12 protein-coding genes are annotated in these 14,907 nt (G+C 59.6%); 2 read left to right on the top strand and 10 right to left on the bottom strand.

The features are described from left to right. Positions 1-48: 48 nt before the first annotated feature. From AC1MEE_RS27775 to bioB, 10 genes are all read right to left on the bottom strand, one after another. Positions 49-1,827: an acyl-CoA dehydrogenase C-terminal domain-containing protein gene (locus AC1MEE_RS27775; protein WP_480412676.1), complete on the bottom strand. Its 1,779-nt coding sequence runs from the start codon at positions 1,825-1,827 to the stop codon at positions 49-51. Positions 1,828-2,041: 214 nt separating this feature from the next. Continuing rightward, positions 2,042-3,838, bottom strand: coding sequence for an acyl-CoA dehydrogenase C-terminal domain-containing protein (locus tag AC1MEE_RS27770; RefSeq protein ID WP_480412675.1), 1,797 nt, complete (start codon positions 3,836-3,838; stop codon positions 2,042-2,044). An 89-nt stretch (positions 3,839-3,927) separates the two neighbouring features. After that, positions 3,928-5,217, bottom strand: coding sequence for a GGDEF domain-containing protein (locus AC1MEE_RS27765; RefSeq protein WP_480412674.1), 1,290 nt, complete (start codon positions 5,215-5,217; stop codon positions 3,928-3,930). A gap of 417 nt (positions 5,218-5,634) precedes the next feature. Further along, the gene (locus tag AC1MEE_RS27760; RefSeq protein ID WP_480412673.1) at positions 5,635-7,440 is read right to left on the bottom strand and encodes a phenylacyl-CoA dehydrogenase; all 1,806 of its coding nucleotides are present in this window, start codon (positions 7,438-7,440) and stop codon (positions 5,635-5,637) included. A gap of 279 nt (positions 7,441-7,719) precedes the next feature. Further along, a complete protein-coding gene (locus AC1MEE_RS27755; RefSeq protein WP_480412672.1) occupies positions 7,720-8,010 on the bottom strand; it encodes a pyrroloquinoline quinone biosynthesis protein PqqE in 291 nt (96 codons plus the stop codon). Positions 8,011-8,349: 339 nt separating this feature from the next. Next, positions 8,350-9,030: a dethiobiotin synthase gene (gene bioD / locus AC1MEE_RS27750; protein ID WP_480412671.1), complete on the bottom strand. Its 681-nt coding sequence runs from the start codon at positions 9,028-9,030 to the stop codon at positions 8,350-8,352. Between the two features lie 15 nt (positions 9,031-9,045). Continuing rightward, entirely contained in the window at positions 9,046-9,885 is an 840-nt protein-coding gene (gene bioC, locus AC1MEE_RS27745; RefSeq protein ID WP_480412670.1) for a malonyl-ACP O-methyltransferase BioC, read from the bottom strand. After that, the gene (locus AC1MEE_RS27740) at positions 9,878-10,624 is read right to left on the bottom strand and encodes an alpha/beta fold hydrolase (RefSeq protein WP_480412669.1); all 747 of its coding nucleotides are present in this window, start codon (positions 10,622-10,624) and stop codon (positions 9,878-9,880) included. The genes bioC and AC1MEE_RS27740 overlap by 8 nt, the downstream gene beginning before the upstream one ends. Beyond that, positions 10,617-11,807, bottom strand: coding sequence for an 8-amino-7-oxononanoate synthase (gene bioF, locus AC1MEE_RS27735; protein WP_480412668.1), 1,191 nt, complete (start codon positions 11,805-11,807; stop codon positions 10,617-10,619). Before bioF ends, AC1MEE_RS27740 begins: the two co-directional genes overlap by 8 nt. 128 nt (positions 11,808-11,935) lie before the next feature. Beyond that, on the bottom strand, positions 11,936-12,991 hold the full coding sequence (gene bioB / locus AC1MEE_RS27730; RefSeq protein WP_480412667.1) for a biotin synthase BioB: 1,056 nt from the start codon (positions 12,989-12,991) through the stop codon (positions 11,936-11,938). 101 nt (positions 12,992-13,092) lie between these two features. Here bioB and AC1MEE_RS27725 point away from each other — a divergent pair, with 101 nt between their 5' ends. Next, positions 13,093-13,827: a double zinc ribbon domain-containing protein gene (locus AC1MEE_RS27725; protein ID WP_480412666.1), complete on the top strand. Its 735-nt coding sequence runs from the start codon at positions 13,093-13,095 to the stop codon at positions 13,825-13,827. A 238-nt stretch (positions 13,828-14,065) separates the two neighbouring features. Continuing rightward, positions 14,066-14,830: a TOBE domain-containing protein gene (locus tag AC1MEE_RS27720; RefSeq protein ID WP_480412665.1), complete on the top strand. Its 765-nt coding sequence runs from the start codon at positions 14,066-14,068 to the stop codon at positions 14,828-14,830. Positions 14,831-14,907: the final 77 nt, after the last annotated feature.

Genomic DNA, 14,907 nt, shown 5'->3' with positions numbered 1-14,907 from the left:
GTCATGTAAGCAAATGCTTACACTGCGTCAGACTTGTCCGATCCAACATCAGAACTGCGAAGCATCGAGCAGGAACAACGATTCGCTGCCAGCTTTGACCGACGCACTCAAAGAGTGGATACGTGGCAGCAGACGCGCGAAGTAGAAGCGCGCGGTGCCTAGTTTGCTGGCGTAGAAGTCTTCCTGTGCCTCTTTGCCGAACGCTGCCCGAGCCATCAACGCCCACATATAGGCGTAGGCGGTGTAGCCGAAGGCGTGCAGATACTCGACCGATGCGGCGCCGATTTCATTGGGGTTGGCTTTGGATCGATCCAATACCCAGCCAGTCAGTTCGTCGAGGCTATCGAGCGCCGCGTTCAATGGCTTGGTGAACTCGGCCAGCTCGCTGTCAGCGGTGGCGGTGAAATGGCGAATCTCGTCGGCGAACAGCTTGTAGTACGCACCATCGCTGCCGACGATTTTGCGCCCGACCAGGTCCAGCGCCTGAATACCATTGGTGCCCTCGTAGATCTGCGTAATTCGTACGTCGCGCACCAACTGTTCCTGACCCCATTCACGAATGAAGCCATGGCCGCCGAACACCTGCTGACCGTGCACAGTGGTTTCCAACCCGAGGTCGGTCAGGAACGCCTTGGCCACCGGCGTCAGCAACGCCACCAGATCTTCGGCGCGTTTACGCGTAGTCGGGTCTTCGCTGAATTTGGCGGTGTCCAGTTGCATTGCCACGTAGGTGGAGAACGCGCGGCCGCCTTCGTTGGAGGCTTTCATGGTCAACAGCATACGGCGTACATCGGGGTGGACGATGATCGGGTCGGCGATCTTGTCCTTGGCATGCGAACCGGTCGGCGAGCGGCTTTGCAGACGGTCGCGGGCATACTCGATGGCGTTCTGGTAGGAACGTTCGCCGGATGCCAGGCCCTGAATGCCTACGCCCAGACGTTCGTAGTTCATCATGGTGAACATCGCGGCCAAGCCCCGGTTGGGCTCGCCGACGATATAACCCACCGCCTCATCAAAGTTCATCACACAGGTCGCGGACGCCTGAATACCCATCTTATGCTCGATGGAGCCGCAGTTGACCGGGTTGCGTTCACCCAGGCTGCCGTCGGCATTGACCATGAACTTGGGCACCAGGAACAGCGAGATGCCTTTCGGGCCAGCCGGCGCATCTGGCAGCTTGGCCAGTACCAGGTGAATGATGTTTTCAGTCAGGTCGTGTTCGCCGCCCGTGATGAAAATCTTGGTGCCGCTGATTTTGTAAGAGCCATCGGCCTGGGGTTCGGCTTTGGTGCGGATGATCCCCAGATCGGTACCGGCGTGGGACTCGGTCAGGCACATGGACCCGGCCCAGGCACCAGAGTACATATTCGGCAGATAAGTGGCTTTCAGTTCTTCGCTGGCATGGGTGTTGATCGAGACGCACGCGCCCGAGGTCAGCATGGGATACAGACCAAACGCCAGGCTTGAGGAGTTGATCATTTCTTCGACCTGAGCCGAAACCACTTTGGGCATACCCATGCCGCCAAACGCCGGGTCACCACCGACGCCGACCCAACCACCGTCAGCATACGTCTGATAAGCCTGCTGGAATCCAGCCGGAGTGGTCACCACGCCGTTGTTCCAGTGGCAGCCCTCCTCATCGGCACTACGACTGAGCGGCGCAACGCTTTTGCTGGTGACTTTGCCCGCTTCCTCGAGGATGGCTTCTACCGTGTCGGCATCCACTGTTTCGGCCAGTGCCGGCAGTTGAGCCCAGAGTTTGGCAACCTCGAAAACTTCATTGAGGACGAAGCGCATATCGCGCAGGGGCGCTTTATAGTCAGCCATGGCAAACCTCGCAAAACGTGAGCAGACACTTGAAAAGATGATCCCATGCGCAGGGCGCAGGGTCGATGTGACGAAGAGTTCGAGTGTACCCGAACACCATTTGCGACACATAGGGTCAGGGCGTGACTGATTTGTAATTTTTAGTCACAGATTCTGAGCAGGCTTGCCTGCGAAGAAATGACGCGGTGTGTCTGGCACACCGCATCGGAAGGCCTTACAGCGCAAACATCTCCGCGGGCAACTGCATCAGGCAATCACTGCCTGCCTCGATAGCGGCCTGATGGGTGGTGGTGCGTGGCAACAAGCGTTTGAAGTAGAACTCGCAGGTCGCCAGCTTGCCCCGGCAATAATCTGCTTCGCCGCTGCCGTCATCCAGTTGCGCCTGAGCCACCAGCGCCATGCGCAGCCACAGGTACGCGAGGATGATATAGCCGCTGTACATCAGGTAATCCAGCGCAGCGGCGCCCACTTCGTCGGGGTTCTTCATGGCCGCCATGCCGATTTTGCTGGTCAGTTCGCCCCACTGCTTATTCAAGCCATTCAACTGCCCAACAAATCCCTGGAGCTGCGGATGGTCGGCGTTGGCTTCGCAGAACTTATGCACGATTTTGCTGAAACCACGCAGCAGTTTCCCCTGGCTGCCCAACACTTTGCGGCCGAGCAAATCAAGGGCCTGAATGCCGTTGGTGCCTTCATAAATTGGCGCGATCCGACAATCGCGCACCAACTGCTCCATGCCCCATTCACGAATAAAACCGTGGCCGCCGAAGACCTGCATGCCGTGGTTGGTCACTTCCAGGCCGGTCTCGGTCATGAACGCCTTGCAGATCGGCGTAAGAAAAGCCAAGAGGTTTTCCGCCTCCTCGCGCTGGCCGGCGTCGTTGCTCAGGTGCGCGGTATCGAGCATCTGTGCGGTGAAGTACGTCAGTGCCCGATTGCCTTCGTTGAAGGCTTTCATGGTCAGCAGCATGCGGCGCACATCGGGATGGACGATGATCGGGTCAGCGGCTTTGTCCGGAGCTTTGGGCCCGGTCAATGCGCGCATCTGCAAGCGATCATTGGCGTACTTGATCGCGCCCTGGAAGCTGGCTTCGCCCAGACACAAGCCCTGCATGCCCGTGCCCAGACGCGCGTGGTTCATCATGGTGAACATGCAGTTGAGGCCCTTGTTGGCCTCGCCTATCAGGTAGCCGGTGGCGTTATCGAAGTTGAGCACGCAGGTGGCCGACGCCTTGATCCCCATCTTGTGTTCGATCGAGCCACACGACACGCCGTTGCGCTCGCCTGCGTCGCCTACCGCGTTTGGCAGGAACTTGGGCACGATGAACAGCGAGATACCTTTGGTTCCGGCCGGCGCATCCGGCAGTTTCGCCAACACCAGGTGGACGATGTTCTGGCTCATGTCGTGTTCGCCGGCAGAGATAAAAATCTTGCTGCCGGACACGGCGTAGCTGCCATCGGCCTTGGGCACGGCGCGGGTCTTGATCAGGCCCAGGTCGGTGCCGCAATGGGCTTCGGTCAGGCACATGGTGCCGGTCCATTGGCCTTCGGTGAGTTTGCTCAGGTAGGTCTGTTTCTGTTCTTCGGTGCCATGGGTATGGATCGCTGACATCGCGCCGTGGGTCAGCCCCGGGTACATGCCCCATGAGGTGTTGCTCGATCCGATCATTTCGCTGATGACCAACCCCAGAGACAGCGGTAGACCTTGCCCACCGTAGGCCGGATCCGCCGCCAGGCCGTGCCAGCCGCCCTCGACGTACTGGGCAAAAGCTTCCTTGAAGCCCTTGGGCGTAGTGACCACGCCCTGATCGAAATGACAGCCTTCTTCATCGCCGGATCGGTTCAGCGGCGACAGCACCTGCTCGCAGAACCTGGCCCCTTCTTCGAGGATCGCGCTGACCAAATCCGGGCTCGCGTCATGGGCGCCCAGAGTTTCGTAATGAGTCGGGAAGTCGAAAACATGGTCGAGCAAAAAGCGCATGTCGCGCAGGGGAGCTTTGTAGTCAGGCATGGTCATTTCTCCGGCAGCAGATGTTTCAACCTACTGCGCGAGCCTGACCTGAACAATCACAGTCCAGACGCTGAATGCGCCGCCATAACTCAACCGGCAGCGCCAGCCATACGCACCGCGCCACGACGGTTCTGGCCGTGGGCCATCACGCAATTGCGCCCCGCCCCCTTGGCACTGTAGAGCGCCTGGTCGGCGGACTTGAGGACTTCCTCGGGGGAGCGCTGTTCCATTTGCCGTTCAGCGACGCCGATGCTCACGGTGACCGAAACGCTGGTCGCGTGAGCGCCACTTCGGCGTTGACGGCCTTGTTGGTCGTCCTGCGGGCGATCCTGATTGCGTAAATGGATGTCGTAGCTGGCAATGGCTTCGCGGATCAATTCCAGATGTGGCAGACATTCTTCCAGGCTCTTGCTGGCGAACACCAGGGCGAACTCTTCACCGCCATAACGGTAGGCGCGACCGCCGCCGGTGACTTTCGACAATTTGCTGGCCACCAGTCGCAGCACCTGATCGCCGACATCATGACCATGGGTGTCGTTGAATTTCTTGAAGTGATCGACGTCGGTCATCGCCAACACGTAATTGCGCCCCAGACGCTGCATGCGCTCATTGAGCGCGCGACGGCCAGGTAGCCCGGTGAGTTCATCGCGAAAGGCCATTTGATAAGCCTCGTGCGCCACCGCCGCCGCAATCATCAGCATCACCTGGCTGCACATGATGTTCAAAGTGAAGGGCAGGATGAAGGTTTTCGGCAGCGCCCAGAACAGGCCCAACAAACCGACGATCTGTGCCGCGTGCAGCGGGCGCGGTTTGCGCAGGTATTGCACCGTCAGCAAGACGAAGCAGGCGAAAAATACCGGGTACGCCAGCTGAATCAGGCTCATCCAACTGCCATGCAGGGCCGGCCAGCGAATCTCCGCCAACCACTTCAGCAGCGCCACCGGATAACTTTGCTCCAGCGCCAGGGCGACGCTGCCGAAGGCGAACAACACCGCAAAGCGTGCGACCAAATCACGAAACAGATGCGTGCGCTCTTCCCACGCCGCGAACAGGCCGAACAACAGCGGCAGCAACAGACAGCACAAATGGAAAACCACAGCGGCGTCTTCACGCACTTTACCGTTGTCGCGGTAGTAATCGGTCTGTGTATCGAGCAGGAAGTAGGCGATGTATACCGTGATCATCAGAAACAGCTCACGCTGGCGCCGATAGACCCCGCAGTACGCCCCGCCCAACAACAGAACCAGGGTTGGCAGCACGTTGAACAGCGAGGTGAAAAAGACGTTGAGGTCCTTTACATACGCAGCCGCAAGCCCCGCAAGCAGCAATAGCAGCGAAGGCAGGAAATGGCTGAAACGTACGGCAGAAAAACGCTCCAAGGGGGATGGCTCCTACCCGACGCGACAATCGAAACATCAACAGATGGCATTGTGCCTGCACCGCATGAGTTAAGCACTCAAATAGCCAAAATACCCGACTAATCCACTTTAACGGCAGCAATCGGGAGAAGTTGATGGCTAATTGCCCACTGCCTTTGTGGAAGACGCATGCCCCATGTAGGAGCTGACTTGTCTGCGATCGGCTGCGAAGCAGTCGCAAATAGGCTGGACACAATATCGCTGGAAGGTCCTTCGGCCCTTATCGCAGACAAGTCAGCTCCTACAAACCGAGTTTGCTGCGCGACAGCGCGGCGGTGAAGTCGGGGCGGGATCTCCTACAGTCGTATGCGTCGCGCTGAGCGCAAAAAAGCCGCTTCCCACGAAGGAGAAGCGGCTTTTCAGAGACTGCGCGGGGGTTTAGTAGCCCAGAGCGAAGTTTTCTTCTTTCATGTCCATCAGGTTATTAGCGCCCGACAGCATGGTCGCAACGTGGGTGCGGGTACGCGGCAGGATGCGCTGGAAGTAGAAACGCGCGGTTTGCAGCTTGGCGGTGTAGAACGCTTCTTCGGTCGTCCCGGCAGCCAGTTTTTCCGCAGCCAGACGTGCCATGTCAGCCCAGAAGTACGCCAGGCAGGCATAACCCGAGTACATCAGGTAATCCACCGAGGCAGCACCGACTTCTTCGCGATCTTTCATGGCCGCCATACCAACCTTCATGGTCAGCTCGCCCCACTCTTTGTTCAGCGCTGCCAATGGCTCGACGAACTCTTTGACCGCTTCGTTGCCTTCGTTGCTCTGGCAGAACTTGTGGACGATCCTGGTGAAGCCCTTGAGCGCTTCGCCTTGAGTCATCAGCACTTTGCGGCCCAGCAGGTCCAACGCCTGGATGCCAGTGGTGCCTTCGTACAGCATGGAAATGCGGCTGTCGCGAACGTTCTGCTCCATGCCCCACTCGGCGATGAAACCATGCCCGCCATAGATCTGCACGCCGTGGTTGGCGGACTCGAAGCCCACTTCAGTCATGAAGGCCTTGGCGATCGGGGTCATGAACGCCAACAGGGCGTCAGCTTGTTTCTTCTGCTCAGTGTCCTGGCCGTACTTGACGATATCGACCTGCTTGGCGGTGAAGTACACCATCGCGCGGTTGCCTTCGGCGAAGGCTTTCATGGTCAACAGCATGCGACGCACGTCCGGGTGGACGATGATCGGGTCAGCTGCTTTGTCTGGCGCTTTCGGGCCCGTCAGCGAACGCATTTGCAGGCGATCACGCGCATATTTCAGGCCGCCCTGGAAGCCGATCTCGGCGTGAGCCAGACCTTGCAATGCAGTGCCCAGACGCGCTGTGTTCATGAAGGTGAACATACAGTTCAGGCCTTTGTTCGCCTGACCGATCAGGAAACCGGTGGCCGCGTCGAAGTTCATCACGCAGGTCGCGTTACCGTGGATGCCCATCTTGTGTTCGATGGAACCACAGGTCACAGCGTTGCGAGCGCCGACGCCGCCATCAGCATTCGGCAGAAACTTCGGCACGATGAACAGCGAGATGCCTTTGGTGCCGGCCGGGGCATCCGGTAGGCGTGCCAGCACGATATGGACAATGTTCTCGGCCATGTCGTGTTCGCCAGCGGAAATGAAGATCTTGGTGCCGGTCACTTTATAGGAACCGTCAGCCTGAGGTTCGGCCTTGGTGCGCAGCATGCCCAGATCGGTACCGCAGTGCGATTCGGTCAGGCACATGGTGCCGGTCCATTCGCCGGAAACCAGTTTGGTCAGGTAATCGTGACGCTGTGCTTCGGTGCCGTGTTCGGAAATGGTGTTCATCGCGCCATGGGACAGGCCTGGGTACATGCCCCACGACCAGTTGGCTTCGCCGACCATTTCACTGACCGCCAGACCGAGCGACTCCGGCAAGCCTTGACCACCGTGCGCAACGTCATGGGCCAGGCTCGGCCAGCCGCCTTCCACGAATTGCTGGTACGCGGCCTTGAAGCCAGACGGGGTTTTCACGCCGGACTCGCTCCAGGTACAACCTTCGGAGTCGCCGACACGATTCAGCGGAGCCAACACCTGCTCACAAAACTTGGCGCCTTCTTCAAGAATGGCGTCAACCATGTCTGGAGTCGCGTCCTGGCAAGCCGGCAGGCTTTGATAATGCGCTTCGTAGCCGAGCAGTTCGTCACGAACGAAGCGAATATCACGCAAGGGGGCCTTGTAGTCAGACATAGCGATAAACCTCTGCTGATGAATCCTGGAAATGAATGATCGATCTGTCGGTCAAACAGTTGTTTGAAACATACGTTTACGCCTAAACCTTGTCAAGCGTAGCGAGCGAGCCATTCATCGCCGACGAGCTGCATGCATTGCACGCACAGGCCCGCAGCCAATGGATATGACGTCCATTGGAGGTGCTTTCGAGTACTAAAGTTTAGTTGAGCGGAGGAAGGACACAGCGGAGCAGCGGGATATCGCGGCGCGCCAGAGCGCGCACCGAAGAGGCGGGAATCAGGCGTGTGTGTCGATCAGCGTACCGAGCATTTCGTCGGAGGTTTTTTCAACCTTGACCCCGGCCTGAACCTGGATCTTGCCAAGGGTCAGCTCTACCGCGTTGGTCGCCAGATCGGTCTGTTGACTGCGATCGACCGAATGCAGGCGGTTGACCTGGTCATTCGAAGATTGGCTTTTGGCAGAAGTATCCATCGCATTGTTGGCAATCATGCTGCCAGCTTGATCGACACGTGCCTGGCCAGCCTGGATGCTGCTCAGGCCAGAATTGAAGCTGCTGGAAATTTGCATACGATGGACCTCAGTTCATAAAGCGAACGGCAGTCATTGAAGCAGACTGAAACCCAAAAGGCCCGACAAAAAGACTAATGGCAATTGGCCGCATGATAGTCAAAACCCTGCCGTCAACAAAGCTTCACCCGTTCTTGTAGGAGCGCGCTTGCCCGCGATCGGCTGCGAAGCAGTCGCAAAATCAGCAAGCTCGATTCTGACAGTAGAATGGTGCTCAGCATTTTTGGGACCGCTTCGCGCTCCATCGCGGGCAAGCGCGCTCCTACAATTGACCGAGGTTGCTGCGCGACAGCCCGGCGGCGTGGAGGGGGCGAGATCTCCTACAGGGGTTCTGACGGCCTAATCCAGCAACTCCAGATGAATAAACTCCGCCACCGCTTCAGCCGTCGGCTTTTTCAGCCGCGGCACGCGCCCCAGGCAAGGCGCCGGCAAGCGCTCGGCGAGGGTGGCGAGATTCTCTTCCAGGCGCGACGTCTTGCCATCGATGACGTTGGCCACCCAGCCTGCCAGTTGCAGGCCGTCCCGAGCGATGGCTTCGGCGGTCAGCAGCGCATGATTGATGCAACCCAGACGCACGCCGACCACCAGAATCACCGGCAACTGCAAAGCTGCCGCCAGATCGGACAGATTGGCCTGGTCCGCCAGCGGCACTCGCCAGCCACCCGCGCCCTCGATCAGGGTGAAATCCGCGCCTTTGTTCAGCACGTTGCGCATCGGCTCGAGCAGCGATTGCACAGTCAAGGTCACACCCGCTTCACGCGCCGCCAAATGCGGGGCGATGGCCGGTTCGAATGCAAACGGGTTGATTTCTTCGTAGGTCAGCACCACCGAACACTCGGCCATTAGCGCCAGCGCGTCGGCGTTGCGCAGCCCCTCGGGCCCGACGATACAACCCGAGGCCACCGGTTTGCCCGCCGCCGTACTCAAACCTGCCTGTCGTGCGGCGTAGAGCAGCCCGGTGGCGATGGTGGTTTTGCCGACGTCCGTGTCAGTGCCCGCAATGAAATAGGAACTACTCATCTCAGTGCCTGCTGTTCAAGGTTTTTCCAACACCGCGTAGACCACTTGATAAGTGGCCGGCAGCCCTTCGCTCTGGCGAAACCGCTCGTATGCCTCGACCAGCCCCAATATGCGCGCACGCCCGGTCAAACCGCCAGGTCTGCCGGGATTGAGATTGTGCGCACCGAGGGCTTTCAGTTCATGAGTCAAACCGCGCACATCGGGGTAATGCAGCACATGGGGCTGCACGTCGAGACTGCGTATGCGCAAGCCACTGACGGCGCACAGTTGTTGATAGTCGGCGAATTGGCGGAAGCGATTGACGTGCACCAACCCATCCACTGCCTGCCAACTTTCGCGCAGCTCATGCAGGGTGCCGACGCACAAACTGGTAAACGCCAGCACGCCACCCGGCTGCAGCACGCGACGCGCTTCGCTGAGCACAGCGGTGAAGTCCGCACACCATTGCACCGCCAGGCTAGAAAAAATCAGGCCGCAGCTTTGATCCGCCACCGGCAGGCGCTCAGCATCGCCAGCGATAAAGTGCTGCGCTCCGCCCAATGGACGCGCATGGCGCAACATGCCTTCGGCGATATCCAGCGCGACGCCTTCGCTCTGGGCGAAGTTTTCAGCCAGGACACGGCTGAAATAGCCGGTGCCGCTGCCCAGATCCAGCCAGCGCGATGGGCTCAACTGCGCCGGCAGACGCGCGAGCAACTCGCTGCCCACCGCACGCTGCAATTCGGCGACGCTGTCGTAACTGGCCGCCGCGCGGGAAAAGGAAGCAGCCACCTGACGCTTGTCGGGCAAGGCGCCCGGCAGTGTGGAGTACGGCTGTTTGAGAGGCGGTTGTGTGAAATGAGAGAATTCAGTCATCGCCAGACTCATGCAAAAAGGCCTGGATCGCCGCCGCCACTCCATGGGGATTTTCCAGTATGAACGCGTGACTGGCCTGTTCAATCAGACCAACTTCGATATCGGGTAGTAGCGTCAACAAATCGGTCGATGCTTCAGGCGGAACCAGTGCATCGAGGCCAGCGAACAGGTGCAACTGCGGTCCGCGATAGGCTTGCAGAGCGCCACGAGTATCGAGTTGCGCCAGCAGTTTCAAGCCGTTGAGCAGCACATCGTGCGAGCTATGGGGCGCACCGGCACTCAGCAAACGCGCCAGACCGCGAGGGTCTTCGGCGCCTTGCACGCACAACAGGCTGAAGCGCTTGAGCGTGCCTTGAGGGTCGACGTTGCAACCCGCCAGGAAAGCATCGAAGGCTTGCGGCGACATCGCACTGGGCCAGTCGCCATGAGAGACAAAACAGGTGTTGCTGGCCAATGTCACCAAACCACAGCAACGGTCAGCGCGATGCGCGGCCAGTTCCGCTGCCAGCATGCCGCCGAGGGACCAACCGCCGAGCCAGGCGTTATCCGGCAAGGTGGCGTCCAGCTCATCGAGCAACTCGCTCAGCTCGATGTTTCCGAAAGCAGATACATCGAATTCGGGCAAAGGCTCAATTTCAACCCGCAAGTGCTCGTCCAGACCGCGCAGTGCAGCGGCCAAAGGCTCCAACGGCGAGATTCCAAGACCCCAGCCGGGCAGCAATATCAGACGATCACGCATGGCCTGCTTCCACCGATTCGCTTGTGCCTAGCAGCGGGTAACACTGCGCCAATGCATTCAACAATAGCTGCACTTGGGCTTCGCTGTGCGCCGCCGACAAGGTGACGCGCAAACGCGCGCTGCCGGCAGGCACGGTGGGTGGGCGAATCGCGGTCACCAGCAGGCCGCGCTCACGCAGCATCTGCGACAGGCGTAAAGCACGACCACTGTCACCGATCAGGATTGGCTGGATCGGGGTGAAGCTATCCATTAGTTGCAGGCCAATCTGCTCGGCACCGCTGCGGAACTGCTGAATCAAGCGCGCCAGATGCTCGCGGCGCCAATGTTCGGTGCGTAGCAACTCAAGACTTTTCAGCGTGGCGCAGGCCAGCGCAGGCGGTTGGCTGGTGGTGTAAATGTAGGGCCGAGCGAACTGGATCAGGGTTTCGATCAAATCGTCACTGCCCGCGACAAACGCCCCGGCCGTGCCAAACGCTTTGCCAAGGGTACCGACCAACACCGGCACATCCTCCTGGCTCAAACCGAAATGCTCGACGATACCCGCCCCCGTGGCGCCCAGCGGGCCAAAACCATGGGCGTCGTCAACCATCAACCAGGCGCCTTTGGCCTTGGCGGCTTGGGCCAAGGCCGGCAGGTCGGCCAGATCGCCGTCCATGCTGAACACGCCATCGGTGACCACCAGCGTATTGCCGCTGGCTTTCTCCAGGCGCGTGGCGAGGCTGGTTGCATCGTTGTGCAGGTAACGGGAAAACCGTGCACCGCTGAGCAAACCGGCATCGAGCAAGGAGGCGTGATTGAGGCGGTCTTCCAGCACGGTATCGCCCTGCCCGACCAAGGCGGTGACGGCACCCAGATTGGCCATATAGCCATTGGAAAACAGCAAGGCGCGCGGGCGCCCGGTCAGGTCGGCGAGGGCTTCTTCAAGTTCGTGATGCGGGCTGCTGTGGCCAATCACCAGATGCGAAGCACCACCCCCCACACCCCAGCGCTCAGCACCCGCTTGCCAGGCGGCGATCACCTCAGGGTGATTGGCCAGCCCCAGGTAGTCGTTGCTGCAAAAGGCCAACAAGGGCTGACCGTCGACCACCACTTCAGGGCCCTGCGGGCTTTGCAGCAAGGGACGATGGCGGTACAGCTGTTCAGCGCGACGAGCAGCCAGACGCGTGCGGAGATCGAAAGACATGCAGGCCTCGTGGCTGAATGGATAGGTTTTCTGTAGGAGCGCGCTTGCCCGCGATGGGTTGTGTCAAACGACATCAATGGCGACAGGCCTGACGCCATCGCGGGCAAGCGCGCTCCTACACGGCTGAATCAGACTGTCGCGTCGTAGAACAGCTCGCTGCTCTTCTGCTCGACCAGCGCTTGCTCGATGGCCGCCTGATGCACTTCATCAGCGTGTTCTTCGCGTGCTTCCGGGAGGATGCCCAGACGCGAGAACAGCTGCATGTCCTTGTCCGCCTGCGGATTGGAGGTGGTCAGCAGTTTGTCGCCGTAGAAAATCGAGTTGGCTCCCGCGAAGAAGGCCAGGGCCTGCATCTGCTCGTTCATCGCTTCACGGCCAGCGGACAGGCGCACGTGGGATTGCGGCATGAGGATGCGCGCTACAGCCAACATGCGGATGAAATCGAACGGGTCGATATCCTCGGCGTTTTCCAGCGGCGTGCCAGCCACTTTGACCAGCATGTTGATCGGCACTGACTCTGGATGCTCAGGCAGGTTCGCCAGCTGAATCAGCAGCCCGGCGCGGTCGTCCAGAGTCTCGCCCATGCCGAGAATGCCACCGGAGCAGATTTTCATCCCCGACTCACGGACGTAGGCCAGCGTCTGCAGACGCTCGCCGTACGTGCGGGTGGTGATGATGCTGCCGTAGAACTCCGGCGAGGTGTCCAGGTTGTGGTTGTAGTAATCCAGACCTGCATCCGCCAGGGCTGCGGTTTGATCCTGATCGAGACGACCGAGGGTCATGCAGGTTTCCAGGCCCATGGCTTTCACGCCTTTGACCATCTCCAGCACGTACGGCATGTCTTTGGCCGAGGGGTGCTTCCAGGCGGCGCCCATGCAAAAGCGCGTCGAGCCAATGGCTTTGGCGCGAGCGGCCTCTTCCAGGACTTTCTGCACTTCCATCAGCTTTTCTTTTTCCAGCCCGGTGTTGTAGTGGCCGGACTGCGGACAGTATTTACAGTCTTCCGGGCAGGCGCCGGTTTTGATCGAGAGCAGGGTCGAAACTTGCACGCGGTTGGCGTCGAAATGAGCGCGGTGCACCGTCTGCGCCTGAAACAACAGGTCATTGAAAGGCTGTACGAACAGCGCTTTGACCTCGGATAAAGTCCAGTCGTGACGCAGATTGGCGGTGATGCTGGCGCTCATTGGGCGGCTCCTTGTTTGTTCTGGGTTCGCGCCTGCGGGACGGGTCAACCTATAAAGTCCACAGGCACTACACGGATGTTCGGCATATTTAAGGAAGAGCCATGCGCTGTCAACCACAGAGCACGCATCAGGTTTACATCTGGTTAAAAAATAAACAATCCTGCTTGTTATGCGACGAAAGCATCGATGCGACCTTTCCCATCTGCACCGGCTGTGAAACCGACTTGCCCTGGCTCGGCGATCAATGTGAGCGTTGCGCCCTGCCTATGCCGATGGCCGGCCTGACCTGCGGCCAATGCCTGAGACAGCCACCAGGCTTCAGCGAAGTGGTAGTGCCCTGGCGTTACGACTTCCCCATCGACAGTCTGGTCACCCGCTTCAAGCATCAGGGCAAATGGCCCATGGGCCGCCTGCTCGCCGAATTGCTCGGGCAATCGCTGCAACATCGCTTCGACGATGGCCTGCCGCGCCCGGATTGCCTGTTGCCGGTGCCCCTCGCCAGCAAACGCTTGCGCCAGCGCGGCTACAATCAGGCCGAGATGCTGACGCGCTGGCTCAGCGCTCAACTGGATATTCCGACGGATGAGCAGCTGTTGCTTCGGGTACTGGAAACCCCGGCCCAGCAAGGGCTGGACGCCAAGGCCCGCCAACGTAACCTGCGCAAGGCGTTTGCGCTGGCCGATGGGGCTCAGGTTCGCGGGCGACATTTGGCGATCATTGATGACGTGCTCACTACAGGCGCCACCGCCAATGCGCTTGCTCGACTGTTGATGGATGCGGGGGCGCGCCGGGTCGATATTTATTGTTTGGCGCGAACGCCCAAGCCTGAAGACTGACAACCCCGATCACATGTAGGAGCTGCCGAAGGCTGCGATCGGCTGCGAAGCAGTCGCAAATGGCTGGACACGATATTGCAGGAAGGTCCTTCGGCCCTTATCGCAGCCTTCGGCAGCTCCTACAGGGACCGAATTTGCTGCGCGACAGCGCGGCGGTGTAGACGGGGCGGAATCTCCTACATGAGGTATGCGCCGCGAATTGCCTTACACTTCAAGCCTCACAATAAAGTCCAGAGCCATGTCCCTCCCCCTCCTTCTGACCCAACACATGGTCCGCCGACCGCAGCGGATTGCTCTGCTCCAGCACATTGCCGAGCAAGGCTCGATCACCCGCGCCGCGAAAAGCGCTGGCCTGAGCTACAAAGCCGCCTGGGATGCCATCGACGAGTTGAACAACCTGGCGCAAAAACCTTTGGTCGAGCGCAGCGTCGGTGGGCGTGGCGGTGGTGGCGCGCGATTGTCGGCGGAAGGCCAGCGTGTTCTGCGTCTTTATCAGCGCTTGCAGGCATTACAGGCGCAAGTCCTCGAAGCGGCCGAAGAAACCGCTGACCTGGACCTGCTCAGCCGTTTGATGCTGCGCACCAGCGCCCGCAATCAGTTGCATGGCTGTGTCGAAGCGATCACCCGCCAAGGGCACAACGATCTCATTCGCCTGCAATTGGCTGGGGGCTTGTTCATTAACGCGCAGATCACCCATGGCAGCAGTCTCAGACTGGAGCTGGCAATCGGTACCGATGTGGTGGCCTTGATCAAGGCCGGCTGGCTGGAGTTGCTCGGAGACGGACAACCCATAACATCCGGGCACAATTGTCTGAGCGGGCTGATCGAGGACATTCTCGACGCAGAAGACGGCCCCAGCGAAGTACGCATCGCCCTGCCCAGCGGACAAACCCTTTGTTCTCTGGCAGAGCCCGCGCAGCTTCTGGCGTTGCAACTGAAAACGGGAACCTCAGTACAGGTGCAATTCGCGCCGTCCTGCGTGCTGCTGGGCACACCGTTGTAACCCAGGTTTGACGTTGGTTCAGTAACCGATGCGACACAACTTCGTCATACGGGCTAACTAAGGTGACTGCCAAATCA

It is taken from the genome of Pseudomonas sp. ASL3, assembly GCF_056680425.1.
The sequence above is the reverse complement of the archived record's forward strand: the minus strand, read 5'-3'. Positions and strand labels throughout refer to the sequence as shown.